This window comes from Endozoicomonas arenosclerae (assembly GCF_001562015.1).
GTDB classification, from domain to species: domain Bacteria; phylum Pseudomonadota; class Gammaproteobacteria; order Pseudomonadales; family Endozoicomonadaceae; genus Endozoicomonas_A; species Endozoicomonas_A arenosclerae.
This window is the reverse complement of the sequence record NZ_LASA01000110.1, coordinates 1-26,970: the sequence shown is the minus strand read 5'-3', so window position 1 is coordinate 26,970 and position 26,970 is coordinate 1. Positions and strand designations below refer to the sequence as shown.

At 48.1% G+C, this 26,970-nt stretch carries 26 protein-coding genes and 1 pseudogene; 10 read left to right on the top strand and 17 right to left on the bottom strand.

Features of this window, described 5'->3' with window-relative positions:
• A partial coding sequence (gene tnpA / locus WG89_RS17405) for an IS200/IS605 family transposase (RefSeq protein ID WP_153301653.1) occupies positions 1-275 on the top strand: 275 nt, incomplete at its 5' end.
• A gap of 69 nt (positions 276-344) precedes the next feature.
• Here tnpA and WG89_RS17400 read toward each other — a convergent pair.
• The 3 genes from WG89_RS17400 to WG89_RS17390 all read right to left on the bottom strand — a co-directional run bounded on the left by WG89_RS17400 (position 345) and on the right by WG89_RS17390 (position 2,320).
• Positions 345-1,667, bottom strand: a complete 1,323-nt coding sequence (locus WG89_RS17400) for a T3SS effector HopA1 family protein (protein ID WP_062268402.1) — start codon at positions 1,665-1,667, stop codon at positions 345-347.
• A 117-nt stretch (positions 1,668-1,784) separates the two neighbouring features.
• Positions 1,785-2,075 carry a hypothetical protein gene (locus tag WG89_RS17395; RefSeq protein ID WP_062268401.1) on the bottom strand — a complete coding sequence of 97 codons (291 nt, stop codon included), beginning with the start codon at positions 2,073-2,075 and terminating at the stop codon, positions 1,785-1,787.
• A gap of 50 nt (positions 2,076-2,125) precedes the next feature.
• Positions 2,126-2,320 carry a DUF4250 domain-containing protein gene (locus WG89_RS17390; protein WP_062268400.1) on the bottom strand — a complete coding sequence of 65 codons (195 nt, stop codon included), beginning with the start codon at positions 2,318-2,320 and terminating at the stop codon, positions 2,126-2,128.
• 223 nt (positions 2,321-2,543) lie between these two features.
• On the opposite strand from WG89_RS17390, the gene WG89_RS17385 reads away from it, so the two are divergent.
• The 4 genes from WG89_RS17385 (at position 2,544) to WG89_RS17370 (ending at position 4,963) form a co-directional block, all read left to right on the top strand.
• Positions 2,544-2,798 carry a BufA1 family periplasmic bufferin-type metallophore gene (locus WG89_RS17385; RefSeq protein WP_034835587.1) on the top strand — a complete coding sequence of 85 codons (255 nt, stop codon included), beginning with the start codon at positions 2,544-2,546 and terminating at the stop codon, positions 2,796-2,798.
• Positions 2,795-3,634 carry an MNIO family bufferin maturase gene (gene bufB / locus WG89_RS17380; RefSeq protein WP_062268399.1) on the top strand — a complete coding sequence of 280 codons (840 nt, stop codon included), beginning with the start codon at positions 2,795-2,797 and terminating at the stop codon, positions 3,632-3,634. The genes WG89_RS17385 and bufB overlap by 4 nt, the downstream gene beginning before the upstream one ends.
• Positions 3,631-4,389 carry an HvfC/BufC N-terminal domain-containing protein gene (locus tag WG89_RS17375; protein ID WP_062268398.1) on the top strand — a complete coding sequence of 253 codons (759 nt, stop codon included), beginning with the start codon at positions 3,631-3,633 and terminating at the stop codon, positions 4,387-4,389. The genes bufB and WG89_RS17375 overlap by 4 nt, the downstream gene beginning before the upstream one ends.
• A gap of 103 nt (positions 4,390-4,492) precedes the next feature.
• Positions 4,493-4,963: a DoxX family protein gene (locus tag WG89_RS17370; protein ID WP_062268397.1), complete on the top strand. Its 471-nt coding sequence runs from the start codon at positions 4,493-4,495 to the stop codon at positions 4,961-4,963.
• Positions 4,964-5,134: 171 nt separating this feature from the next.
• Here the strand turns inward: WG89_RS17370 and WG89_RS17365 are convergent, their stop codons facing one another.
• The 3 genes from WG89_RS17365 to WG89_RS17355 all read right to left on the bottom strand — a co-directional run bounded on the left by WG89_RS17365 (position 5,135) and on the right by WG89_RS17355 (position 8,839).
• Positions 5,135-6,454 carry a hypothetical protein gene (locus WG89_RS17365; RefSeq protein WP_062268396.1) on the bottom strand — a complete coding sequence of 440 codons (1,320 nt, stop codon included), beginning with the start codon at positions 6,452-6,454 and terminating at the stop codon, positions 5,135-5,137.
• 226 nt (positions 6,455-6,680) lie between these two features.
• On the bottom strand, positions 6,681-7,844 hold the full coding sequence (gene metK, locus WG89_RS17360) for a methionine adenosyltransferase (protein ID WP_062268395.1): 1,164 nt from the start codon (positions 7,842-7,844) through the stop codon (positions 6,681-6,683).
• Positions 7,845-7,870: 26 nt separating this feature from the next.
• Positions 7,871-8,839 (bottom strand): ArsR/SmtB family transcription factor, encoded by a 969-nt coding sequence (locus tag WG89_RS17355; protein WP_079253891.1) that lies wholly within the window; start codon positions 8,837-8,839, stop codon positions 7,871-7,873.
• A 271-nt stretch (positions 8,840-9,110) separates the two neighbouring features.
• On the opposite strand from WG89_RS17355, the gene WG89_RS17350 reads away from it, so the two are divergent.
• Positions 9,111-10,448: an ATP-binding protein gene (locus WG89_RS17350; RefSeq protein WP_079253890.1), complete on the top strand. Its 1,338-nt coding sequence runs from the start codon at positions 9,111-9,113 to the stop codon at positions 10,446-10,448.
• A complete protein-coding gene (locus WG89_RS17345; protein ID WP_062268392.1) occupies positions 10,420-11,100 on the top strand; it encodes a response regulator in 681 nt (226 codons plus the stop codon). The genes WG89_RS17350 and WG89_RS17345 overlap by 29 nt, the downstream gene beginning before the upstream one ends.
• Positions 11,101-11,102: 2 nt before the next feature.
• Here WG89_RS17345 and WG89_RS17340 read toward each other — a convergent pair whose 3' ends face one another.
• Both WG89_RS17340 and WG89_RS17335 read right to left on the bottom strand, forming a co-directional pair.
• Complete coding sequence (locus WG89_RS17340; RefSeq protein WP_062268391.1) at positions 11,103-12,293, bottom strand: S1/P1 nuclease; 1,191 nt, start codon at positions 12,291-12,293, stop codon at positions 11,103-11,105.
• Positions 12,294-12,468: 175 nt separating this feature from the next.
• Positions 12,469-13,533: a DUF3541 domain-containing protein gene (locus tag WG89_RS17335; protein WP_062268390.1), complete on the bottom strand. Its 1,065-nt coding sequence runs from the start codon at positions 13,531-13,533 to the stop codon at positions 12,469-12,471.
• 423 nt (positions 13,534-13,956) lie between these two features.
• Here WG89_RS17335 and WG89_RS17330 point away from each other — a divergent pair, with 423 nt between their 5' ends.
• Complete coding sequence (locus WG89_RS17330) at positions 13,957-15,012, top strand: sterol desaturase family protein (RefSeq protein WP_062268389.1); 1,056 nt, start codon at positions 13,957-13,959, stop codon at positions 15,010-15,012.
• Positions 15,009-16,127 carry an acyltransferase family protein gene (locus WG89_RS17325; RefSeq protein ID WP_062268388.1) on the top strand — a complete coding sequence of 373 codons (1,119 nt, stop codon included), beginning with the start codon at positions 15,009-15,011 and terminating at the stop codon, positions 16,125-16,127. Before WG89_RS17330 ends, WG89_RS17325 begins: the two co-directional genes overlap by 4 nt.
• Positions 16,128-16,188: 61 nt before the next feature.
• Here the strand turns inward: WG89_RS17325 and WG89_RS17320 are convergent, their stop codons facing one another.
• The 8 genes from WG89_RS17320 to WG89_RS17285 all read right to left on the bottom strand — a co-directional run bounded on the left by WG89_RS17320 (position 16,189) and on the right by WG89_RS17285 (position 26,003).
• On the bottom strand, positions 16,189-17,703 hold the full coding sequence (locus WG89_RS17320; protein WP_062268387.1) for a tripartite tricarboxylate transporter permease: 1,515 nt from the start codon (positions 17,701-17,703) through the stop codon (positions 16,189-16,191).
• An 11-nt stretch (positions 17,704-17,714) separates the two neighbouring features.
• Positions 17,715-18,182, bottom strand: a complete 468-nt coding sequence (locus tag WG89_RS17315; RefSeq protein ID WP_245662930.1) for a tripartite tricarboxylate transporter TctB family protein — start codon at positions 18,180-18,182, stop codon at positions 17,715-17,717.
• 129 nt (positions 18,183-18,311) lie between these two features.
• On the bottom strand, positions 18,312-19,289 hold the full coding sequence (locus WG89_RS17310; RefSeq protein WP_062268386.1) for a tripartite tricarboxylate transporter substrate binding protein: 978 nt from the start codon (positions 19,287-19,289) through the stop codon (positions 18,312-18,314).
• 159 nt (positions 19,290-19,448) lie between these two features.
• Positions 19,449-20,855 (bottom strand): DUF1501 domain-containing protein, encoded by a 1,407-nt coding sequence (locus tag WG89_RS17305; RefSeq protein WP_062268385.1) that lies wholly within the window; start codon positions 20,853-20,855, stop codon positions 19,449-19,451.
• Positions 20,852-22,570: a DUF1800 domain-containing protein gene (locus WG89_RS17300; RefSeq protein WP_216638512.1), complete on the bottom strand. Its 1,719-nt coding sequence runs from the start codon at positions 22,568-22,570 to the stop codon at positions 20,852-20,854. Before WG89_RS17300 ends, WG89_RS17305 begins: the two co-directional genes overlap by 4 nt.
• A gap of 246 nt (positions 22,571-22,816) precedes the next feature.
• Complete coding sequence (locus WG89_RS17295) at positions 22,817-23,923, bottom strand: alpha/beta hydrolase (protein ID WP_172806843.1); 1,107 nt, start codon at positions 23,921-23,923, stop codon at positions 22,817-22,819.
• A gap of 125 nt (positions 23,924-24,048) precedes the next feature.
• Complete coding sequence (locus WG89_RS17290) at positions 24,049-24,915, bottom strand: hypothetical protein (RefSeq protein WP_153301652.1); 867 nt, start codon at positions 24,913-24,915, stop codon at positions 24,049-24,051.
• A 269-nt stretch (positions 24,916-25,184) separates the two neighbouring features.
• Positions 25,185-26,003: a DUF547 domain-containing protein gene (locus tag WG89_RS17285; protein WP_062268382.1), complete on the bottom strand. Its 819-nt coding sequence runs from the start codon at positions 26,001-26,003 to the stop codon at positions 25,185-25,187.
• A 402-nt stretch (positions 26,004-26,405) separates the two neighbouring features.
• On the opposite strand from WG89_RS17285, the gene WG89_RS17280 reads away from it, so the two are divergent.
• The gene (locus tag WG89_RS17280; RefSeq protein ID WP_062268404.1) at positions 26,406-26,720 is read left to right on the top strand and encodes an ArsR/SmtB family transcription factor; all 315 of its coding nucleotides are present in this window, start codon (positions 26,406-26,408) and stop codon (positions 26,718-26,720) included.
• Between the two features lie 29 nt (positions 26,721-26,749).
• Here the strand turns inward: WG89_RS17280 and WG89_RS31245 are convergent.
• Positions 26,750-26,970: pseudogene (locus tag WG89_RS31245) on the bottom strand (IS1595 family transposase); the annotation flags it as partial.

The following is a 26,970-nucleotide window of genomic DNA, read 5'->3' as shown; positions in this document are numbered from 1 at the left end:
TTCTTATACAGTCGGTACCGACCATGAGTCCGAAGTCGATCGCTCAGAAAGTAAAGAGCATCACGGCACGTGAAGTTTTCAAGAAAAACCCTGAAGTTAAGCAAAAGTTATGGGGTGGAGCATTCTGGAGTTCAGGATATTTTATGAATACTGTCGGCCAGCATGGTAATGAAGATGTAATTGCAAATTATGTCAAAAACCAAGGCAATGCGGAGTACAAGCAGCTACACCGGAAGGAAATAAGTCCGAACCAAATCAGTCTGTTTATGGACTGACCACTCAAGTTGCACTGAGGATACCCCGCAGCTTGCTGCGGGGTAGTTCATTAAGGAATACGGTGGGAATTACAACAGCCGTGCCGGATTTTCCGGGTTTAACCCCAAAGCTTGCAAGGCCTCAGAAAGGTTCTCCAGAAAATAGCCGGAATGAGCGGTTTTCCGAAATGCCATAGCCACAGCAGCCCCTCTTGAGGTTTCAAGGGAATCCCTACTGTTGAGTGCTTCCGAATAAAAAACACCTTCTGAACACTTTTCCATCACTGGAATACAGGCATTCTCCTGCAAAGAGCCTTTCAAACGACCAGTCAGTCTTTCCATACATTGCTGAACACTGTCCGGATCTGATTGAAGGTACAGGGCTACGGCAGTGCCTGATCGTTTCACGGTTTCTGGAGAACTATAAAGCAGGAAGGCTGGCTTCTTTTCCTGTTTCAAAAGTTCCAGTTCAGCCTGCAACTGCTCTAAAGACTTAACGGTATTCTCAGGAGAAAGGCAGAGTGTCAGAACGGCCCAGGGTTTCGACTCATCGCCTCTGACACCATCCGTTCTGGAAACTTTCAGAAACCGGACAGCCGCTTCATTGGATATCCCCAGACTGGGAGCCGATAAAGGCCTCATTCCATACCCTAACCTTTGCACCCTGAGATCAGGATGCCCCTGAAATCGCTCAAACATCTTTTTCAGAGCTATTTCACTTTCACGGGTCATCTCGGGTGGCGCAGTATTTCGACCAAAGAGGCCACGACAATCCTGCTCAAGATCCGCTGATTCAACCGTCAGTTCTCTGCCTCTCGCAAACTTTGAGAGCAGCTCCATAAACTCATTGGTTTTCACCAATCTTGCCGGGTTGCCTGAATCATAACCTGACAGTAATAACTCTTCATTCAGAACCCGGGATAAATCCAGATCAGGGTTGTGATGGCACCGTTTCAATGCCCTGCAGATAATACGCTTTCGTGAATTACCATGACTCCCTGAATCCCCATCTTTCCGCTCACTGTAGGCAACCCCGGTATAAATGCGCTCCATGCCAAAGGGAGTATGTTCGATCCGGAAACCCTGTGGAATTTTCTTATCAATAGCCTGCGCTAATGCCATGACTTGACCTGGACTGAAGGTGCAATAGATCACAATACAGTCGGTCGTTTTTCCCAACCTCGAAAGCGCCTGGATTTTGGTTTTTCTGATCAACTCAGACCATGGAGCCTGGTGCATGAGACCAACCATCACCTCAATAGCATCTTTAACTTTATCAGGATGACAGTTAAGGGTCAGACGACTGCTATCGCCAACATCTTCATCACCGTCTTGAACCGAAAAGAAATATTGAGTATCCCTAAAACCCTGAATACCAAGCATCGACTCAATGTCGACATTAAATTCACGCATAGAAACACGCAGCGAGTCGTACTTTTTATCCAGCCTGATAATAGTCTCAAGCAGTTTTCTGCTTTCATCAGCTGTTAATGGCCTGGGGTTCTGACGAGGAACATCTCTACGATACAGCTAATGTACCAGGACATCCTGATCACTATCAGTGGGATCAAAAGTCAATTTTGAAGCTTCTTCTGCCCAGTGCTGGAGAGCTTTTCTTTCAGGACCAAGCACATGTGATGTATGGCGTTGGGCAATAGCCCCCTGCTGGACTTCACCCTGAGTCGTTTGAGGCCTGGTTTCATCAACTTCCTTCCTAACGGGAAGGGGCTCAATGCCTTCTACAGGACGTGGCGATGAAGGTGGAGGCGTGGGATCCATGATTTCCAGTATACCCGGTGAGTCATACTGGGTGTCGGCCAATGAACCCGCTTATTTACCAGGGAATTAAGCCTGTCCATGGCTCATTCCAATCAATCGTGGGTGAACTGGTTATTCTCTATCTGATAGTGGTAATGGATCTGCTTCATCATTCTTTCAATCTGCTTGATGGGCAGGTTCAGGTCTTCAGACAGTTGCTCAAGACTCTGGCAACCCAACCTTAATCGCTCATTGGCAATACTCAGCAGAATGTGAGGCTCCAGTTTTTCGGCATGTTCAATTTCCACAGAGAATCTCCTCCAGGGGCTGTTGCCACTTGTAGAAAACGACAGGATAAAAATAGCACTGATCTTTGCTGAAAATATAAATCCAGTTAAATCAGTTGGTTGTCATCGTGCTGACAGTAATTTCAAAAATTGTGAATCCAAATGAATCTTGAAGGCGTATTTTATTTTGCAGACAGCGAAGTCTGCCCAACAACAAACATAACAGCATTTAAAGGATTCCCTCATGAAAAACTCAACCAAACTCCTCGTTGCTTCTGCCCTGGGTTCTGTTCTGGCCATGTCCACTGCTGGCACTGCTCACGCAGCCAAGTCCGGTATGGAAAAGTGCTATGGCGTAGCCAAGGCCGGAAAAAATGACTGTGGAACCGACAAGCACAGCTGCGCTGCACAAGCCAAAACGGACGGAGACAAAACCGAGTGGATTTATGTACCTAAAGGTACCTGCGACAAACTGGTCGGTGGCAGCCTGAAAAAATGAGCCAGCTCCCGGATCATAGACCGGTATCCACTGGTATCGGTCTGAGGGAAGTGCATTTCAACCAGGTGCTGGAGCAAAAGCCCCCGGTGCCCTGGTTGGAGGCCATGACAGATAATTTCCTGTTCCCTACCCGCGAAAGAGAGTCCTTGCTGACCATCAGGGAACATTACCCCATGACCCTGCATGGCGTGGGTATGTCACTGGGTTCCAGTGACCCTTTGAACAGGGAATATCTGTCCCGGGTGAAACAGCTCAGGGATGAGCTTCAGCCATCCTGGCTGTCAGAGCATTTATGCTGGACATCTGTTGCAGGCACGTATCTCCATGAGCTGATGCCTCTGCCCTACACGGAAGAAGCTATTGCTCACATAGCCCAAAGAATTATGGAAGTTCAGGATTATCTTGGCGAACAGATTCTGGTGGAAAATGTTTCCAGTTACATTCGCTTCAATCATTCTCAGGTGAGTGAAGCTGAATTTTTTGCAGCCGTGTTGGAAAAAGCCGACTGTTTTGCCCTGCTGGATGTCAACAATGTTTATGTGAATGCCTGCAATCATGATTATGACCCAGTGAGATTTCTGGAAAAAATACCTGCTGATCGAGTTAAAGAGATTCATCTGGGAGGTCACACCGAGACTGAACAAGGGTTTCTGCTTGATACTCACGGCAGCAAAATTTCAGAACCCGTCTGGGCGCTTTACGAGCACTGTCTTCAGTTAACAGGCGCAGTCCCCACACTGGTTGAATGGGATACCGACATCCCGTCATGGCAGGTTCTGGAAAATGAGGCTGAAAAAGCCACAGCCCTGATGACTCAGGCAGGAGGCACACCATGAAGCTGGAAGCTCTGCAGAAAGAGATGCTGAGCTGGATTCAATCCAGTCAACCGGACAGCGCTCCGGAATGCATTCAGGCTGCCAGCTCCCTGACACCGGAACAGGGCTTGTCAGTCTACCGAAACAGCATTCATGAAATTGCCATCAGAGCCTTGAAGCTTACTTTTCCAGTCACCCATCGAGTTCTGGGTGAAGAGTGCTTTCGAAGTGTGCTCAGCCATTACATCCGTACTGCGGATTTTTCTGACCACTCTCTGGAAAACCTGGGGCAGGACCTGCACGAATACGTTGCCCAGCTTCCTGAGTTCGAGTCGCTGACTTATCTACCCGACCTGATCTTGCTTGAGCTCCGGATTCATCGTTGTGAGCTCGAGCCTGCCGAAACAGCCATGACTCTGGAAGAAATACAGAGCGCTATCCAGCTGGGGATCGCCAGCCAGTTTCATTTATCCGACAGTAGTTCGTTATTGGCCAGTGATTATCCGGTACTGGATATCTGGCAAATGCATCAGGAATACAGCGAACCCGAAATGAATCTGGATGAGTACCCTTCCAGCCGGGTGCTCATTACTCAACAGCAGAATCAAGCCTTCTGCTTTGCTCTAAGCCCTGAAGAGTATGCGTTGCTGTCAGCCCTTTCAGAACAACCTGATCTGGAAAAGTGTTGTGAGTTACTCACATCACGCGGACAGGAAAGCAGCCTTTCAGCATTTTCGAACTGTATGGAGCAGGGGTTTATCAATAGAGTCACCTGACCGAGGACTCTTTTATCAAGGGCTGAAAGCCCTTCTATATAGGGTTGAAGACTCTCTCCCGACGGGGGTTTAGCCGAAAAACAAAACAGAGGAAGCAAGCATCATGAAGATCCAGACAGCACAAGAATACCTGGCCATCGTCCGCATGCCTTTGCAGCAACTGCTGCCTTTGGGTCTGCGTCTCTGGGTAGCCAATGTATTTTTCTTTGCAGGGCTCAATAAATACCAGAGCTGGGACACTACGATGATGCTGTTTGAATATGAGTATGCAGTGCCTTTTCTGGCGCCTGATATAGCGGCATGGCTGGGTACTTTTGGTGAACTCTTCTTCCCTGTTCTTCTGGTGCTTGGATTGGGTGGCCCTATTGCAGCTATAGCCCTGTTCGTCGTCAATCTAATTGCAGCCATATCTTATCCGGACATCAGTGCTGCCGGTATGCAGCAACATTATCTCTGGGGCTTTATGCTGATGGTCCTGGCAATATACGGCAACGGACAGATTACTTTGGATCGTATCATTCAAAAGCTCTATATCGATAAGCTCTATGCCAGATTGAATACGGGAAGAGCTTAAGGAATAGTCCTGAATCCCAAAACCCGTTCGGGCTGAGCCTGACGAAGTCCAATACCACGACCCATCGACAAGCTCAGGGTGAACGGAATCCGTATGTAAATCGGGAAGTTATTTCGACATTTTTTCTAGCGGTTTGCGGGGGCTATTACAGCCCCCTCTCAGTGACAAGGCTTATTTTGCTTTCTGAATTTGCTGCTGTAGCCAGGTCGCGATTTCCATAGCGAACTTCTTATCTCCAGCCTCAATTCTGCCTTGAAGCGCCCCCTTAAAGTCACCTTTGGCAAGCGCTTCTTTCTCAAGAGCCTGAGCTTTTGTTTTCCATTGCTTAATCTCGCCTGGAAGTAACTCTAACTTTTCCTCCAGCTCTTTTTTCTCTTTCTTCAGCCCATCGACTTCTTCCTGAAGGCTTTGTGCTTCATCACGCTTCCTTTTGCGAGCGACTTGAGCTGCGGATTTATTCTTGTTCCTGCGACGCCATTCTTTAGCAACAGCTACATCAATATCGTCCAACTTATTGTCATCAAGCATTTTATTGAAATCATCCACAGGCATATTAGCCAACTTCTCTTTCGTCACCTGCTTACCGACGATCTGTCCGTTTATTGGGGACTTTCTTGCAGCCTCGGCAGCAATCAGTGCTTCTGCAACGCCTTCCAGGCTTCTGCCCATATAGGTCGCTGACTTGGGCTTTTTTGATTTACCCGCTTTTGCTATAGGTCTTGGTTCTGGTATTTCTACCTCAGTCGTTTCCAGTGCTGGAGTTGGAGCAACCGGTACCTGGGTCTGCTTAATAAGAGAGCATGCCCCTGTAAACAGGCTGTCCATCAAATCAGGATTATTCGCCAACTGCTTGATCATCTCTTCAGTAACTTCAACGGTTTCATCTACTGAATGTCCATTGGGTACGGATGAAGGCGATGGAGTCTGGAAAGATGCTGGTGATACAACAACACCAGAATCAAGAGATTGATCACTGCCTGCCGGGGAAGTGGCTGTAGTTAATAAATCCATTGGATTGATCTCACCGTTCAATTCTTCAAAAGATATCCCTGAAGAATTAACCAGCTCCATTGCCATTCTCTCCAGCTCAGAATCCCCTGAGACAGTGGGGTGAGGAAGGGAAGGCACGGGTCCACCGTTGATTAATCCAGAGAGTAAATCGTCTGAGCCCCCACAAAAATTAAAACCAAAAAGATCCCCGCCACTTTCATTAGTAAGAACAGGACTAGTCAGGGATAGTCCACTGTCTACATTGAATCCTGACAGCATGGGACCAGTAGAAGGTATTGCCGTTACCGGAGTACTTAATGGCATCGAAGGAGCTGGCGGCCTGACATGAACAGGGGCCTGACCTTGTTGGACATAGGTTGTCGGCTGCACACCCACGACAGGAGAGCTATTAAACTGTCCCATAAATGCTTTACCCGTTGTGGTCAGACCCACACCCGGAGTAAACAAGTCGTTGCCATCATTTGTAAACAAAATATCCATAGTTCCATCCCTGTTTCTGTTGATTAAACCTGTAGCCATCCATTGCCTCAGGCGTTTTCCAAATCCTTTAATACGGAGTACTTTATTTCTAGAGTTCAGAAGTTTTGAATGGTTCAGGACAGGGCTGTCAGTATGGCTGACAGAATCGCCAGAGAAAGATCAATGAGGAGAGGCAGGCATAAAAAAGGCTGCACAAGGCAGCCTTTTCAACAGAGATCCGGGTGTTTTACAGACCAGCCGCTACACGCAGTGCGTCAGCCTTGTCGGTACGTTCCCAGGAGAACTCTTCTTCTTCACGACCAAAGTGGCCGTAAGCAGCAGTAGCACGGTAGATAGGACGCTTCAGGTCCAGCATGTCCACCAGCCCTTTTGGACGCAGGTCAAAGTGTTCACGAACCAGCTCTTCGATCTTAGAGTCGGATACCTTACCAGTACCAAAAGTATCGATAGAGATAGAAGTCGGCTCAGCGACACCAATCGCATAGGAAACCTGGATTTCACACTTGTCTGCCAGACCTGCAGCCACAACGTTTTTAGCTACATAGCGGCCAGCATAGGCAGCAGAACGGTCAACCTTGGATGGGTCCTTACCGGAGAATGCACCACCACCGTGACGAGCCATGCCGCCATAAGTGTCTACGATAATCTTACGGCCGGTCAGTCCACAGTCACCCACAGGGCCACCGATAACAAAGATGCCGGTTGGATTGATGTGGTATTTGGTGTCTTCATGCAGCCACTCTGCAGGCAGAACCGGCTTGATCACCTTTTCCAGAATTTCTTTCTGCAGCTCTTCCTGGGAAATTTCAGGGTTGTGCTGGGTAGACAGTACTACAGCGTCAACACTCTGAACCTTGCCTTCACTGTCGTAACGCATGGTTACCTGGCTCTTGGCATCTGGGCGCAACCAGGGCAGAGTGCCATTCTTACGCAGTTCAGCCTGACGCTTCACCAATTCGTGAGAGTAGTAGATAGGCGCAGGCATCAGTACAGGCGTTTCGTTGGTGGCATAGCCGAACATCAGGCCCTGGTCACCCGCACCCTGTTCACGATCGTCTGTTTCGTCAACACCAACGGCAATGTCTGGTGACTGCTTGCCAATAGCATTCAGTACAGCAACACACTCGCCATCAAAGCCCAGGTCTCCGTGGTTGTAACCAATGTCAGTCACAACATTGCGCACCAGCTCTTCGATATCAACATAAGTATCGGTACGCACTTCACCCGCTACAATCACCATGCCGGTTTTCACCATGGTTTCAACGGCCACACGCGCTTCCGGGTCATCCTTGAGGATGGCATCCAGAATAGCGTCGGAAATCTGGTCGGCAATCTTGTCCGGATGACCTTCGGAAACCGACTCGGAGGTGAACAGAGTATAATCTGCCATAGTCGTTTTTCGCCTCTTTTAACTGTTCAGTCCAGGGGTTTAAAAAAACGCCTGACCTGAATCTGAAATCCATTACGCAGTCCCAGGTATTGGGACTCACCTATTTCCAGACCTGCATCCTGTGCCCAACCATCAAGGTCCTCGACACTGAATCCAAGCCATAAATCTCCACAGGACTCTCGTACCCAATCCTGATCATGATTGCTGAGTTCACTGACCAGCATACTGCCACCGGGCTTTAACAGCCTTGAAACCCAGGAGAAAATACCGGAAGGGGTTGCTACATGGTGCAAGACCATATTAGCCACTATGCAGTCAAACTCTCCTTCCAGAGCATTCAGGGTTTGAATCTCTCCATGAATGAACTCGACATTTTTCAGACCCCGCTCTTTTACCCTCTGCTGACTGATGGACAGCATTTCTCCGGAGTTGTCCACAGCATAGACCCGCTGAAAGCTCTCACTCAGCGTTTCCAGAAAATCACCTTCTCCCGGCCCCAGTTCCAATACTCTCTGATGGTCAGGTAATTCGGTCTTTTCCAGAACGTCAGCCACACACCGGGCATAAAGATCATGGTCAGCAATTAATTCCTGGTGCTGACGGAACTGATCCACATTCCGGGCAAAAAACGCCATGGACTGCTCTGCTCTCTGACCCCTCACCTTGTCCAGGCGAGTCATCAGGGAAGGCGACAACGACAGGGTGTCGACAGCTGAAAAAAGAGAACGCATGACACCACTGCAGATCCCTTCCTGGGGAGGCAGAGCACGACGGTAAAAAACGGTATTGCCTTCCTTGCGGGTACTCACAAGTCCGGCCTGAGAGAGAACCTTGAGATGATGACTCATGGCAGGCTGACGCATGTCGAAGAGGCTGCTGAGTTCCAGCACACCAAAAGAGTCTGTGCTCAGAACTCTTAAAATCTCAAGCCTCAGTACATCGCCATACGCTTTACCCAAAGCAGCCAGCTGTTCGACTGGTCCTGATTCTGACACGCAAAGCTCCTTACCGATGCCTCATTGGCTTCTGGCCCTGATTGACTGACTAAGGCTCAGAAGGGTTCTTCTCCGTCTATCGTGGCGCAAAGTCTAGCAAGCGCTACAAGGTATATCAAAACATTTTGATATAGATATTTGTACGTGTCGACCTCATTCAACAAATTTGTACACACGTGCAGTAATCGCTAACATACTTCCGGCTGCATAATCAGGCGTTATCTGCGGCCATGAGTGAATAGAAGTTCTCAGCACCCGGAAGGCCATCACCATGAGCAGTACGTGGACACTGCGCCGTTTTATCCCCATTGGCATCCAGCCAAGAATAATGATCACCCTGATGGTTCTGGGTGTATTGCAGATCGGTATTACCGGTCTGGCTGGCATGTTTTACATCAAGGAACAGCTGGAAAATCAGCTGGCTGAGAAAAACCTCGAGCAGGCCAGAGCCCTTGCTCTCATTCCCTCCGTTAGAGAAGCCGTCAAAGCAGGCGATTCAGAAACCCTTCAGCAACTGGTCAGTGAGATGCACAAAGTTCTGGGTGCGAGCTTTGTCGCTATTGGTGATAAAGAGGGTGTTCGTCTGGCCCATCGTCTGGAAGACCGCATAGGCCTGCCCATGGTCGGTGGTGATAATGAGCAGGTGTTAAAACACGGCCAATCCTATATTTCTTCAGCCGTTGGCAGCATGGGTCCTTCCATCAGAGGTAAAGCCCCCGTGCTGGATGACCAAGGCAATGTTATTGGTGTTATCTCGGTGGGTTATCTGGTCAACGAACTGGAATCCAAGGCCGATGCACAGGCCATGCCTCTGACGATGGCCATATTAATTGCCTTGATGCTCAGCATGATTGCGGCCACCCTGATCAGCCAGAAGCTGAAGAAAACGATTCATGGTCTGGAACCTAAAGAAATTGCCTGGCGCTATACCGAACAGATCAACAAGCTGAATCAGCAAATTACCCAGGTCAAAAGCTACGCAGACCTGCTGCGTGTCCAGACCCATAAATACTCCAATAAACTGTCCACTATTTCAGGCCTGATCCAACTGGGTGCTGTTGATAAAGCGGTAGAACTTATCCACAAGGAAAGCTCCGGTTATCAATCGGTCATCGCCTTCCTGCAAAGCGCTATTCCTAATCCGGTGATCGCAGGTGTGATACTGGGTAAATATCATCGTGCCAACGAACTGGGGCTGTCTCTCGATATTGACCCAGACAGTCACTTTGCCGATATTCCCGAACACATGGACACTCGTCATCTGGTCACCATTCTTGGCAACCTGATCGATAATGCCTTTGATGCTACTGCACGAAATAAACGAAGTAATAAAAAAGTCTTCCTTTCAATGACCGACATCGGCAACGATCTGATCATTGAGGTAGAAGACAATGGGGCAGGGATTCCAGAAACCCTGAAAAACTCCGTGTTTGAGCTGGGTGCGACCAGTAAGGAAGGGGAAGGACATGGTTATGGCCTGTTCTTGGTCAGGGAGGCCATCCAACAACTAAAGGGTTACCTTATCTTTGATGATGTAAAACCCTCAGGCACCCGCTTCACCCTCTATATACCGAAATCGTATGAACAAACTGAAAATATTAATCGTTGAAGATGAAACAGGGATTGCCGAACTGCACCGGATGGCCATTGAACGACTGGGGTCATTTGAGGTCAGTGGTATTGCAACCAACCTTGAGCAAGCTGCCCAGATGGTGGCGGTACTTAAGCCAGACCTGTTACTGCTGGATGTATACTTGCCCGATGGCACGGGTGTCGACCTTCTGAAACAATTACGCAATGAAGGCATGCAGCAGGATGTCATTCTCATCACTGCGGCAAGGGAAGCCGCTACCCTTCAGGAAGCCCTGCACGGAGGTGTATTTGACTACATTCTCAAACCCGTGATTTATTCCCGACTTGAGCAGTCTCTGCAACGTTACCTTGAGTTTCGCCAGCGTCTGGATAGCAGTAATGAGCTGCAGCAGGCTGAAGTAGACAAGCTATTGTCCAGCCAACAGAACAGAGAGCTTAAAGCAGAGATTCTCCCCAAAGGTATAGATCAGATCACGCTCCAGAAACTCAGGAGTAGCCTGAGTAGTACCAGCAAAAATTTCAGTGCCGATGAGATAGGCCAACAAAACGGAATGAGTCGAACCACTGCCAGAAGGTATCTGGAGTTTCTTACGACTACGGGCGAATTGCGCTGCGACCTGGACTACGGCTCAGTGGGCAGGCCACAGCGACTCTACAGAAAAGTGTGAAACTATTTTTTCAGTTGACGATCTGGCCAATGGTAGGCAGCCCAGTCATTGACTATTTTCCAGTAGGAGTATGTGATTCCATCACCTGAGGCTTGTTTACCCTCAATCGCTTTCTGAGATGCCAGGTATTTCTGATGCTCTTGAACATGACGCAGCTGGTTCACGGTCTCGGCCTTCGTCCTGTTAAATGAGCCGTAAGCTCTCAGTGACAACGCAGACCGGCTCTCTGGCTCCTGACCTGTCAAAGCAAAAACCAGCAGATCCGATAACATTTGGCCCGCCATGTAAACCAGATACTGGCTGTACTGCTGAACTTTACCCTGATAGGCCTCAGAAACAGTTTGATTGTACTCAACCCCGCTGTACACCAGATCTTTACCTGCCAAATAAAGACCGGAAGCCAGATCCCAGGGATCCATCATCGTGCTTAAAGCCTGAATGTCTGCGGGATAGTTCGGCTTATCACCCACAAAGTCCTTCAACGACTTCAGAGCATCGGCCAGCTTGGTATCGGCATCTTTATCATCCCACCGGACATCACCAAACTTCATGCCTATGGAATCCCAGAGCGAGTGCAAGTTATCGACACCGGGAACACCCGAAATGGGGAACTCATTACCTCCCCGATCACCTTGTGGATTTTGCTCATCAAAACGCTCCATAGTATGAAGCGGCTGGTGAATATCTCCGACTATATGCAGAAGCTTTATGTAGGCTTGAGCGGCTTCGTCAGACACCTCTCCGTCCTTGATGCTGTCCCGGCTATTTTGCAAAACGCCTAAACTGACTGCTATCTCAATAGGAGCATTCGGCAGTTCGCTATAAGCATCACTCAAAGCGGTTTCGTCGACTTTGCTGTAATCACCGGGTGGAACATAAGGTCCATTGATGTAATGCCAACTCTTGCTGTCCCTGTTCTTAGAGGAATAGGTATCCAGAAAAGATGCCGCCTTGGCAGTATCCGACAGCTGATCAGTATTAAAATCACTGGAATAGTAATCTTGTGCTTTCTTGAGAAGTTTCTCCATGTAGCCGGATACATCCGGATATTTTGCGACGATCTGATCACTGGCCAGCTGACCGATCATCATATGACCCAAGTCATGCCAGGCATGCGTGTTTACAGAACAGAACAACACCAGCCCATAGCCGCCCGCCCGCAGGAATCGACCTGGAATAAGGTTTCCCAACATACTTAAAGCCTTTTTGGCAATGAATGTACTTCAAAAATCATGAAGTGATGTTTCACTGGAAAAAGTAGGAGAAGGTGTCAGGAGTTGCCAGAATAAATCAGCATTACCAATCAGCTGTGGCTTCAGGTTTTGATTGAAGGGGAAGAAGCCACAGCACGGAGATGGTCAAACCAGATCAGTCTTTTTCTACCAGACCGTAAGGCAGACTGGTGAAAAGTTCAGGTCTCTGTTGAATATTTACAGTACTGTTCACGCCCTGCCAGTCCAACAGCATAATAGCCAGAACATTTCTGTGTTCACCATAAGCCAGTTCAAAGCCACCATCTTTGGAAGGTACCATGCCTTCTTTCCTGTCGATGGCATCTCGAACATGCTTTCTTATTTTGGCAACAACAGGATCGTTTTCCATACCCGCCAGAAGAAATGTAATACCGATTTCAGCAATAACATCTTCTTTTGCGCGATTCAGAATCGTATCGATGTTGTTTCTGAAGTAATCATAAACCCATTGAAAGTCACTCTCTTTCACATTGAACTGATAATACTCGGACGCACCAAAAATAATGTGTGTGAGACCATACAACTTATTGTTGTATTGCTGTTCGTTCAATTGAGGGTCTTTGGAGTCTGGATAGGTTTCACGGAATGAACGACTAAACGCTTCTGTAACATCCTGCTCACCCAATTGCTTCAACCAGTACACATGATTAGCCATCTGACCAGCCCATGCTTCAATCATCTGAGGATCCGTCACATAGAGATTGAAATCATATCGCTTAAGAATTTCATGCAGTTTTTTATCATTAACATGCTTGAGACCGTACTCATCTGCTCTGGCCATGGCCCCTAGCAAACCCACAGCCAGATAAACGTATTCAGGCCTTTTTTTCAGTGCGGCTCGCCGTAATACTTCTCTGTCAGGGTCAGTATCCTGGTAGTTTTCGCTGATGGCTTTTGTATAAGCTTCAATCTGTTCATCTGTGTAAAGCTCATGGGCAGCCTTGCTCAGCTGGCTTGCCACTCTGGCGGTATCAACCCAGAGTGCGGACTTGAACCTTGGATCAGGGCTCTGCCTGTACATACGCAGGCCATAATGAGCCATTTTGAACGGAGAAAGGGTATACAGCCTCGGTTCATAAGTATTGCGAATAAGATCAGCGTCATCCTTGTAGCTGTTTGCGAAGGCTGTAGCCGATAAAAGACCTAAAAGCAGGCCCAGGCTGATGACTTGTTTTCTCACTGTATTTGTTCTCAGTACATCAAGATCATAAAAGGGTGCAGCTGAAATGAATCAAGCCTGAATCTAATACATTACTCTTAAGTAACTAGCTGCGTACGACACTATTAAAGTAAAAATTGCATACGAAACCCAATTATAATGAGACAGCAGACTTAAAGTTGTACGTAGTTTTACGGAAATCAAAAAAATATTTTTCATCGAAAACAATAAATAAAAACACTTACAACAAAGGCGTTAACACCTAACGCGATCGCCTTAACTTTTTAAGGCAAACTGATTATTATCCCAACAGTGCTTATTTATGTTTTTTCCTGAAGAAAAAGCAGTTAATAAAACAATTCAATTAATGTATTCACTCTAAAACACTTTCATCAAAATAAGAGTGAATACTTGTGCACATAACAGTACATCAGGAGTAGTAACATGCCTGAAGCTCTAATAGGCTTCCTGGATGGCGTAGTACCTGCATGGCTCTACGAGATTCTCTTCACCACAGTAAATAATCTCTATAACGGTATTACAGCGCCTCTGTTTGCCAAAAGCCGCATCAATATCAGCTTTCTGTTTATCTCTGCGCTATTCGCTTTATTTTCATATGTTTATTATTCCAAGAGAGATAATAAAGAGCGCTCTATTCGCGGCTTCTTCAGTTTTCTTACTCCGAAGGACGTTTACTTAAGTAACTCAGCCCTGGTTGATCTCAAGATTTACCTGGGAAACAAGATTGTCAGTGGTCTTCTTTCTCCCATCAAAGTACTGCTATCGTCTTCTACCGTTGCAGCGCTGGTTAATTACCTGCTTTCAGAAAATCTGACATCACCAGGATTTTCAGAAGGTCCTTATGGACTCTTCCTGTTTGCATTGATTTATGTGATGGCCTATGACTTTGCCTACTACGTAGCGCATACCGCCGCCCATAAATACCCAGTTCTCTGGGAAATTCATGCCCTGCACCACTCTCCCAAGGTAATGAACCCTCTTACCCTGTTCAGGGTCCACCCGTTGAACTTCCTGTTTGCCGGTATTATTAAAAGTGCCGTGGGTGGTGTACTGATCGGTATTCTGTTGTTCCTGTTCATGGGGTCTGTGGATATCTTCAAGATCTTTGGCATGAACTTTGTTTTCTTTATCTTCACCTTTGCGGCATCCAACCTGAGACATTCCCATATCTGGCTGTCCTGGGGTCATGTGCTGAACCATATTTTCATCAGCCCAGCCCATCACCAGGTTCATCACAGCTCCCGAATCAAACACTGGGGCAAAAACAACGGTCAGATTTTCGCCATCTGGGACTGGATGTTCGGCACACTGGTTCTTCCTACTGAAGATTTGAGGGACAAACTGGTTTTTGGTCTGACACCCAACGATCCGGATCCCCATGTTGACCTGAAGACTGCCTATCTCGGACCTCTTAAAAACATCTGGAAGATTGTTCGCGAGCGCTTCTCAAAACAACCTCTCGTGGATCGTCCGGCATGAATAACCGAGTCTCCCTCTACCTGGACTTGCTGCGCTTTGGCGCAGCATTCATTGTCATGCTTTCCCATGTCGCTATCGAGCGGACCTCCGGGGGTGTCTGGCAGTGGGTTCGCGATCTGCACATTGGCAGTGACAGTGTCATCGTATTTTTCGTGCTTTCCGGCTATGTGATCGCCTATGTGGTGGATCAAAAGCGCGAAGACAAAACCAGTTACATGATCAACCGACTGTCACGGCTTTATTCGGTTGTTGTACCTGCGCTGCTGTTAACCATGTTTGTAGACTGGCTGGGTATCCTGATGGCCCCCGAGTTCTACAAAACCTTCTGGTATATCCCCTTCAGTAATCTGGAACGCTTCTTCGCCAGCTTCTTCTACATCAACCAGATCTGGACCATCAATATCAGACCTTTCAGCAATGGACCTTTCTGGTCTCTGAGCTATGAGTTCTGGTATTACATGATGTTTTTTACCCTGTTCTACTTCCAAGGCACCAAGCGTATTCTGCTGACTGCACTGGTACTGGCCATCATGGGTATCAAGCTTTGGCTGATGGCTCCTATCTGGCTGATGGGGGTCTGGACCTACCGTAAGAGCCAGACGATTGAGCATTCAAAACCTATGGGCTGGTTCCTGTTCCTGGCTCCTATTGCTCTCTATGCACTGATTAAATACTTTGGTATCAGCGCAGCTCTGTTGGAATGGACCCGAAGCACTCTGGGACCTGATGTTGTGTATAAATGGTTGAGATTCTCGGATGAGTTCCTGATCAGCTACGTCTACATGATTCTAGTATCCATGCATTTTCTGGGACTGGTGACTGTAGCCAAAGACAACCTCGCCTGGTTGGAACGCTGGCAAAAACCCATCCGTTATTGGGCAGGGCTGACGTTCTCACTGTACCTTTTCCATTACCCTCTGATGAATTTCTTCACAGCCGTATTCCCGGGAGAAATTACTTCGGTATGGCGACACCTGGCCATTGTTGTGGGCATTATGATTGTCACGGTTCTGGTGGGTAATGTGACTGAAAGGCATAAATACAAAGTCAGGGATCTGTTCCGATGGCTTTGGAACACCATCAGCCCTGAGCAACCAAAAGCTCAAACAGCCTGATGTAAAAAAGCCTCCAGCGGATCTTCAACTGGAGGCTTTTTCTTTCAACAACAAAAACAGATTATGCAGTAGCTTCCACAGCCTCAGGCTTTTTTCTGAAGGCCTGAATAGCAGGTACCAGAAGCACGACAACCGCAATGGAAATAATGGCCAGAGTGATTGGACGCTCCCAAAGGAAGCTCAGAGAACCATCGCTGATCATCAATGAACGACGCAAGTTGTCTTCCATCATACCGCCCAGAATAAAGCCCAGAATCATGGGAGCCATCGGGAAGCTCATCAGTTTCAAGACCAGGGCAGCAACAGCAAACAGCACCATCATCTGGATATCAAACGTATTGAAGCTGATCAGATAAACGCCGGTCAGGGAGAAGAACAGAACCAGCGGTGTCAGAATCTGCTTGGGCATATTCAACAGCTTGGCAATGTATGGAATCAATGGCAGGTTCAGAATCAACAGCACCAGATTACCCAGATACATGGAGATGATCACAGACCAGAACACCTCAGGCTGCTCAACAAACAGTCTTGGCCCGGGCTGAACACCATAGGAAATCAGGGCACCCAACAAAATAGCAGTGGTACCAGATCCGGGAATACCCAGCGTCAGCAGAGGCACAAAAGAACCTGTGCAGGCGGCGTTATTCGCCGTTTCCGGGCCTGCCAGACCTTTCAGACTGCCTTTACCAAAGCCCAGTTTTTCTTTTGCAGAAGCCAGATTACGCTCCATGCCGTAAGCCAGGAAAGAAGCGATTGTTGCACCAGCACCCGGTAAAACCCCCGTGAAGAATCCCAGAATGGAAGATCGGGCAACAGTAGGCGCTACTTCTTTAACTTCCTGCTTGCTGAGCTTCAGGCTCCCCATATTACTGAGCTGATCACTGCTCGGACCGCCCTTATCAGGCCTGAATACCGACATCAAAGCTTCTGCCAAGGCAAAAGTCGCCATAGCCAGCAGCAGAAAGTCGATGCCATCAATCAGATCCATTTTGCCAAAAGTGAAACGCTGGATACCACTGGACTGGTCGGTACCGATGGTAGACAGCATCAGTCCCAGAATCGCCATCATGATGGCTTTCAAAACATTACCCTTACCGGCAAAAGCTGCTACAGCAGTCAAACCCAGAACCATCAAGGCAAAATAATCAGGACTCTGGAAACTCAGGGAAACCTGAGCCAGCATCGGGGCAGCCAGAAGCAGGAAAATAGCGGCAATGGTGCCGCCACTGAAAGAAGCGTAGGCCGCCAGAGCCAAAGCTTTACCCGCCTGACCTTTTCTGGCCAGTGGATAGCCATCAAACGACGTTGCAACGGTACCTGCAACACCAGGGGCATTGATCAATATAGACGACGTAGATCCACCAAAGATGGCGCCGTAATAAACACCCGCCAGCAGAATCATGCCGGAAGCCGGATCAAAGCCATAAGTAACAGGGATCATCAGGGCAATGGCCGACATTGGCCCCAACCCTGGCAACATGCCGATAAAAGTACCGGCAAAGCAGCCAATAATGACATAAATCAGGTTTTGCCAGGCCATTGCTGTGGCCAGGCCGGCGGTAATTCCTTCAAACATGACTTACCTCCTTAGATAAACAGTTCGCCGGGCGCCAGGTAGATACCCAGAATCCGAGACAAGAGAAACCAGAGCCCAACAGCAACCGGTACAGAGGCCAGAAACAGTACTTTTATACGGCGCTCTCCCAGCAACCAGTAGCCGCCCAGCAGAAACAGTGTTGTTGAAACCAGAAAACCCAGAGGCTTGAGCGCTACACCAAACAGACTCATCAGAACCAGCAGAGCTATGGTCACCTTCCAGCCTGGACCGGAAAAACATTCAGCCGGAGACTGGGCATCATTGTCTGGCAGGATCAGCATCAACAGGGCAACAATAGAGCCGATGACACTGAGAAAAATTGGCAGGGTTCTGGAAGTAAAAGGTTCATCCATACTCCAGGGCTGAAGAGGAATCTGATAGGCGTTATAGCCATAGACCAGGGCCAAAATCAGAAACAGCAGCGCCCCTACCCTGGTGGCATTCATAGTATTTTTCATGGGGAATATCTGAATGTTGAATAGTTCTTGTTGGTTGAGAAAATCATTTTATTACTCGGGGTAATAAAATGATTTTCTGCCCACGGCTGACTGAGTCGGCTCAAGCCAGCCATGACCTTCAGGTGTCGCTTACAGAAAGCCCATTTGCTTCATCAGCGCGCCCAGCTCTTTTTCCTGGCTTTCCAGGTAAGCCATGAATTCGTTGCCAGGCTTATAGATTTCTACCCAGCCGTTGGCATCACGGACTTTCTGCCACTCTTCGGTGTCGTACATTTTCTTGACCAATTCGCCGTAGGCCGCCACTTTGTCATTATCCAGCCCTGGAGGACCAAACACACCTCTCCAGTTCACGAAGGAAGCGTCAACAGCCTGCTCCTTGAAGGTCGGAATGTTTGAAGCAGAAGGCAGACGTTCATCAGCTGTTACGCCAATAATGCGGATTTTACCGGAGCGTTCCATTTCCAGCGCCTCACCCAGACCAGTGGCCAGCAACTGGGTTTCACCTGACAGCAGACCGGCCATTGCTTTACCACCTGCGTCGTAAGGTACATAGCGGACTTTACGAGGATTCTCACCCGCAGCCTGGAAGATCATGGCGGCAATCAAATGATCCATGCTACCGGCAACGGAACCACCTGCTACTTTCAGCTTGCGGGAGTTTCCTTGAAAGATTTTCAGAGCATCAGCAAATGTCTTGATCTCGGAGTCGGCACGAACGGCCAGTACACCGTAGTCACCAATAACAGCGGCAACAGGTGTCAGATCACGGAAGGATTGGGGAAATACTTTTTGCAGAGAGCGAATCACGATGGGCGTGGAGTTCACCATCAGAGTGTCTTTCTGACGCTCAGCGGTTTCAATCAGATAAGCAATGGCACGACCGCCGCCACCGCCTGACATGTTTTCGTAGCTGACTTTATCAATGATACCAGAACGGTTCATGGCTTCACCGATGCCACGGGCTGTGGAGTCCCAACCACCACCGGCACCACCGGGTACCAGGAAATGCGCTTTATTGATGATTTCGGCCTGGCTGACACCTGAAACACACACGGTAGCCAGAATTGAGCCCGCCAGAATACGGCGGAAGTTTTGTCTGATGCCCATTTGATCAATCCTGTTTCTATTCGTTATTTACTGATCCGTTAAAGGCATCCTAAGTAATAACCGAAGACGCAAGAAGCTTGCGGGCATAAAGGCTTTTTTGTTCATAAAGTTCATGATCACTTCATCACCAGCAGTGATGAAGTGATCACATTGAAGACTTTACGCTTTAACTACTCCCAGAGGGGCTGAGTTACTTTCCAGTGAGTAAAAGTTTTCAATATTAGGGAACAGACGCGGCAGATCTTTTTTCTTTAAACCGAACCACATCGCCAATTCTGCATACAACTGATCAGTGGAGGTTGTCGGGATCAGAATGCCATCACTGACCTCCAGATCACTGCCCAAAGCCAGGGAGGGATATTCCCCAAATATTTGTCCACCATGAATGTTCTCACCCATAATCATGGTGTTACCGCCCCAACCATGATCGGTGCCATTGCCGTTAGACGTCAGGCTTCGGCCAAAATCAGAACCGGTAAAGGTAATCACCTGATCCGCTACATTCAGCTCTTCCAGAGCCAGCTGAAACTCGGACATGGCCTGGCTGACAATCTTCAGCTTGCGCTCATGATTTTTCAAAAGCTCGTCATGATGATCCCAGCCGATGTAGCGCAGGAAAAAGGTTTGCTGTGGCATGCCCAGGCGATCTGCGGCCTTTATCGTACGAGCCACCATTTTCAGATCCCGGGACAGCTTTTTATCCGAAAAAGAGGTGTTAACCCGGATGTCCTGAGTAGCACGACTGAAGGTCTCATGGTGTTTCTGCGCCTGACGGGTAAAAGAGGCATAGGTCTGCTTGAACGGATCTTTGTAGGATCGGCTCAGAATACTGTCCACTCCACTTTCAACCAGCTGATTAAAATACTGCATGGTTTGGTCACTGGCTGAGTTTGAGTCCTTGAACACCATACCCACACTGCCTTTATCCGTAATGGCATAGCTGGTTCTGTCCACGCCATCCTGCATGACATTACTGCCAGCCATAGAGACATTCATGGGCAGTTGGCTGTCTGGAGCACCCTCCTGCAGTTTGTCAGCAAAAGCACCAAACCAGCCACGATTCACCCGCTCGCCAGGACGGGAAGTCTGCCAGTGTCGAAACTGATCGGAGTGTGACATCAGACCCACGGGCAATTGAACGGTATTGTTATTAAAAGACGCCTTGCTGACCGGCTCGATCATCGGCCCAACATTGGCAATAAACGACAGTTTGTTATCTTCAAACAGTTTCTGAATTTCCGGCATGGAACTGTGCAGACCGAAGTCCTTATTGTTCTTGTCGGAAAAGCCTTTCAATTTCAGCAGACTCTTCTTGTCCAAAGCCAGATTGCCCCGACTGCGCTGATAGTCGCGATAGTCGTCAGAAGAGGTTGGAACCAGCATATTGTAACTGTCGTTCCCGCCATCCAGCATGATGAAGACCAACGCTTTCTTGCGATTGACACCCTGCCCGGCAGCCATCACCGAACCACTGAGCCCTGAAAACAGGAGCCCGGAGCCCGCCATCACAAGTCCAGTGTTTTTAAGGAATTCACGCCTTGAGAGATTCGTTGTTTTCTTTTTCATGCTGCGGCCTCCAGAATGGCGAACTGCGGAGAGATGGCAATCATGAAGGCAACAGTCTGTACCACATATCCAGCCTCTCCCGGGTACTGGGAAATCGTCTCTTTAATTTCCTTTTTCACCTCACACTCTTCAGTACCACACAACACCATACTCATATGGGCGATCAAATCATCAAACCGCCGCTGTCTGGCCAACTGGGTTTCGTATCTGAAGTCCGGTCTCATACGACTTCTGCTGTCAGAGAAGAGCAGGTTTTCATCCAGTTCGGGTACATTTTTTCGTGTACTGCTGATTTGGGTCGATACCGCCGGGTAATACTCGCCAAAAAACCAGTTGTACATCATGTTGATCCAGGAAACCGATGTCGCTGAATTGAGAAGTTCAAACTCGGGAGCCACCATTCCGGATTTCTCGATCGGCCCGTGAGGGGTGTAATCCGGCTTGTAAAAATTGAAAACAGTGGGGGCTGCCATCGGCAGTTGAGCCGTAGTTCTTTTGATGTCAGCCCCAATCATCCAGGGCTTCTGTTCGGGCGTGTTAACATCAAATGCCCTGAGCAACTGGGTTACCTTGAACAGGGGCGCCTTCATCTTCATGGGACGGGAAGCTTCAGGGTGGGTAAGAATCTCTCTTAGAGCAGCTTTCATATCCCCTTTGCTACCGAACTTTTCAGCTACAGCCTTTACATAGTCAGGACTGGGATTGGATGTCACCAGCTGCTGAATCAATTTGTGGGCAATAAACGGGGCGGCACTGGGGTGTGAAACCAACATCTGCGCTACATTCCGGACTTCCCTTTGTCCGTTCTCTCCCCCTGACAATTTAATATGGCCATTAAGCAACGCTTTTGGCCCCCGATCGTGGTACTTCTCATCAACGATCATGGGACGGGACATATTCACGAACGGGATAGTCTTGAAGGTTTTACTGACATCGTCGTCAAAGTTGATGCTGCTACCGTGGTAATCGAAGAACGACGTCCGCCACTCATAGTCATAGCTGGCCGCTTTCAATCCTGTAAAGACTCGTGCCAGCTGTTTGATGTCACGGTTATCGTAAGTGGGGATATCCCTGCCCGAGCTGTCTTTCTTGCGAGTACCATCAGCATTCAGCTCAAACAAACCTATGCTGAACAACTGCATGATCTCCCGGGCGTAGTTTTCATCAGGATGAATGTGCTTTTCGGGCACCGCTTTCCTGTTGTTCATGTGCGACAGATAGAACCCCATGCAGGGGTGCAACGAAACTTCCGAGAGAATGTCGGCATAGGAGCCAAAGGCATGGCGATAGAAGATATCGTAGTAATTGGCCAGCGCTACTGAATCCAGGTCCAGCTGAGAGTTTTGGGACACCACCAGAATTTCACTCAATGCCTGGGCAACACGGTGACGCAGCAAATCGTCACTGTCGTGGGGCGCGGAAAGAGCCCTGTCCCACCAGGCCATCTGAAAGTACCACTCATAAGGCAGAGCCGGGTCATTGCCATCACCATTGATGGCTCTTTCACCGTGAGTTTTTCTCAACTCACTGCGGAAATAACGCCAGATTTCTGTGGTCTTGTACTCGTAGCCATTGCCAATGTCGACCGATGCATTAAGCTGTTTATCCAGCCATTTTGCCTTACCCAGTTTTTGGACGTAATCAATAGTTTTACGGTCTACGCCAAGGGTTGCCTGCATCAGAAAACGCGAAATGTCGTTTTTATTCTCATTCAAACTCTACATCTCCCTTTTTACCATTGAGGTATTTCGTTTTTATATCAGTAAGTCACTTTCGATTATTTTGATACATTTTTGTCTTGAAATGAATTAGATAGATGTACGCAGGGAGTGTCAAGGCAAGAAAAGTGAATTTCCAATGAATAATACGTGTGCTCACTGACACAAAAAACAAGGGGTCGTTTTTTAAACGGGAAGGGAATCCCCCGGGGCTAAGGCCCGGAGGGAGTCAGCTCAGTGACTTTATCTTTTCTTATGGAGTATTTGATGGATGACCGACATCTGCTCATCAAAGTAGGGATTCCAGGTCAGGCGGGCATGAGTCTTGTCTTTCTCCCGGTAGCCCCAGGCTGAATACCAGACTTCTTCAGCCACCGGACATTCTTTTGCAGCTTTGCCCAGCTGTCCGTTATTACACATACGATAGCTGCCGTTTTGTCCGTAATACGGGTTTTCGGGGGCAAACAGAGGCGCCATGTGGGAGAAGTTGCTGATTCTCAACTCTGGAATACGGCCTTGGTATACAGAAACTCTGGTGTCCTGACTCTCAGGGTCATTGCCATACCAGAAGAACTGACTGTCAGGATGAGTAAAGCGTGACTCGAACAGTTCAAGAACCCCTTTCGGATCAATCACACTGTCGTATTCACTCATGACAATAAACGCAGGCCTGTTAAAAGGTTCTGCCTTCAAGTCTTCGCGGACTTTTGCACTGGTTTTGTAGTACTCACCGGCACCGTTAACGGCCAGCGAGTCATAGCGAACGTAGTTGTCGGTTTCATCGATATCAGCCCAGTCCTTAACCTTTGAAAGATAAGGTGCCAGAGAGACCATTGAACTCTTGGGTTTGAAACCGGGGGAAAACAATAACAGGCCTTTTATATCCGGTTGCTGAAGGGCAAGACTGGTTACCAGATTTGCGCCGGTTGAGAAGCCCCCAAGCCAGAGTTCATCCACTTCGCCCCGTAATTGACGGGTATGGAATTCAACCATTTCCTGCCAGGCATCTCTGTTCTCGGGGATAAGGTCTGCGGGTTTGGAACCATGCCCCTGTAAAAGAACTACTCGAACCAGAAAGCCTTGTTCTGCCAGTGCTGGAGCTACATCAACAAAGGAGTATGGAGAATCGCCCAGCCCATGAACCAGCAGAATGCCCTTGCGTTTTTCGCCCTGCTTCAGAGGTTTAATTTCATAAGGGGCGTTGGCATTAAGCTCTGCCTCAGCATCTTCGCTGATAAAGGCCCTGTTCTCTTTCAGCCAGTTGCGGGTGAACTCCACATATTCATCAAAGTTCTCATATCGAAACTCTGGAAATTCCGCAGAAGGTTTGAAGGCTGGTGAATCTGGCACCTGTACACAACCTGCGAGCAATAAGGAAACGGTTGCAGAGAGGGCACAATGAATTTTTCTTAACCCGATCATTTTCTGAAGGTCATCCGGATGACAAAGCTCAAGCTGCTCACTCTACAATACTTTCAATAGGACCAGTAGTCAGGCAGAGCACCTGATAACACTGGGGATAGCAGGAAAAACCCTGCGCTGAACCAAAGCTTCCAGACCGATTGATACAAGGTATTACCACTTGCCAGATTAACTTCAGTGTCTGACTCAGGGATTGAATCTGCATCAGGCAGACTAGAGCTGGACGATTTTTTCTTGAACTTACCGATAGGACTTTGCTCTCTGCTCCCAATGGTCACTTCGGATCTTTTCCTTATCAGACGCCTGGTACCATTGCCACCCGTCCAGAGAAGGTATGAACGACCTCTATGCTCAAACTCAATCCCCTGCAAGACTCCACCCCGACTCCATAACGTAACTTTCCATCTGCAATCGGTACTGAATAGAAGATCAATATAGCCCACGGCCGAGGCTTCCCTCTGACATATCTGGTCACCTAATGCATCTGTTTGGTCCATTAACTCCAATGTCAGATCTGACATCTGTTTGACCAAGGGTAATTTATCCTCCACCGGAGAATCTGTCAGCCTGTCTTGCACCTGCTCTGAAGCCTCTTCCAGGGTTTGAGCTTCAATAAAAAGATCATACTGCGCCAGGTAACAGCGAAGACTTTCATGCAGCCTGAGTGATGAATCCCACTCATGGTTAGGGATATCATGCACTTTATCTTTTGAGTCATCACGACTGAGCGTTGCCTTTTTTACGCCTCCAGCCGCTCTGACATTGAACGACGCTGACACTGGCTTACCGGACACTCTTTCAAAAAACGATATCTGTTTCTTATTCGGACAACGAGCAACCGGTTCCTTGATAACCCTTGGAGACAAGTATGGCCAGATTTCATAGAGAGAGGCTGTCGAAACAGAATCGTTGAGTGGCAAGCTACTGACAGAACCACTCCTTGTATCAAGCGTTAAGACAACCTGAGAGAGTGGCGTCCATTGACTGCCACTGGATGACTAGAACAGGGTAAGCTGATGATCACCAGCGAACACAGGGGCAATGTGCAAACATACGGCCAGAAACAGAAACCACCTGACACCATCCGCAGCACGTTGAGCCACCCTTCCACCCTGTTTGAATCATAATAAGCCTTCATTTTAGACAGGAAATTCCCCGATAACCCCACCTCCTGCAATACGACCAGCCCTCATGCAAAAACGGTTTGCTGTTGCCCAATCCGGTTCAACTGCCAGTCATAAGGACTGTAGCTTTTCTTGACGGAAGTATTCTGCAGTAGCTTTTGCACTAAGCCACGATCCGGATGCCAACTGGCCAGAAAGCGTATGACACCCTGATCATCAAAATCGGCCTGATACCATTTAAAAAGAGGCGGCAGATTCAGCAAACGACCATCGTCACTCAGTGTTACTTCACGTTCCAGAAAATCTCTTGTGGCACTGGCCAGAGAGCTTTCAACAGAGTCAGGAGCAAAAGCCCTGAGCGCAGGTGAAGAAAAGCAGGCCGAATAAAGACCCATATGCAGGCGAGGATCGAGCTGTGACAAAACCAGGCTGCGGCGGGAATCATTTCTCTTGAAAGTACGGCTGATACTGTTGGGCTGCCTGGCATTTTTTCTCATAATGCCATGCTCAATGTCATCAAGACTCAGGATGTGACCGCCAATGTTATAGGTATGATCCTGATAAAAGCCCTTCACTTCCTTCAGGCTGCCACTGACCCCGGCAAAGCAGACACTGTGAAGTAACAACAGATTGTAGACGTTCAGCCAAAAAGCTAACCGATCCTGATCTGCGGTTAAAATAAACGGGTCAAAATTTCTTAAATGCCGCGAAAACAGAACCGCTCTGTAATACTCCTGAGAGTTCCTGCAGCGCTCATAATCGAACTCATGAAGTTTTTCATCATAGAACTCGTTGATCAGCGCCTGAAGATGTCGGCTGATATCGATAGAGAGACAACACTCATCGGGTTTTCTGTTCGAGGCAGTTCCATCATTGAGTAGCATTTTTATTCCATCGAGTTGTTCTTGTTCTACTCCAATATACGACGAACTTAGGTTTACAGTTTCAGTATTCGAGCCACTTTTTGTCGCTGAATGTCATGCAGAAGACTTTAGATGCCTGTCAGAATGAAATAGTTTCGAGTAAGTAGCCTTCCTTAATGATAACGACAAAAGCCGTTTATTAATACAACCAAGCTGTTATACCCCAAACCGTTCACACTAAGCCTATCGAAGTGTATTTCCAGCATCCTTCGACAAGCTCAGGATGAACGGGGTATCTATGAGCGTTATCTCCCATACCGTTCGGTGTAAGTAGAACTGGCAATCCAAAGAGTAAAAGTCCCTTTGACAGTCAAAGGGATAAAAAATACCATCATCGTCATTCGACGATTGACGGTTATAGATATGACCACTGAATGCTTAACCGATGTCTGCCAGATTGAGCTTGATGACGCTCAGGAGCAGGCTCTGGCAGCTGCAGCCAAAGCGCTTTCCCACCCAGCCCGTATACGGCTTTTGAAGATTCTGTCCCAGGGACAGTGTCTGGGCAGTGATCTGGTCAGCAATCTTGGACTGGCTCAATCCACTATTTCTGAGCACCTTCGTATTCTGCGAAAAGCCGGTTTTATTGATGCCGAAGTGCAGCACCCGCGAACCTGCTTTTCGATCAAACCAGAGGCTTTAACCCGGTATAAAGCCTTACTGGAATATCTGGATTAACCTTTAGGCTCTTAATGGATTCCGGGGAGTTATCCAAACAACACTCCCAGAAGACCGGTTAGAGCTGCTTTCCCGCGCTTCTTGATATTGTGCAGGCACTCGAAGAAACCCAAATACAGCGGTAACTTCTCTTGTGATATACCCCGATGAGGACGCAACCAGGAACGCAACAGCGACCAGAACCCCTCCATTGTATTCACATGAATCTCATGAAAACCGTCGCCGTCCTCATCTCGTGCATATTCACCGG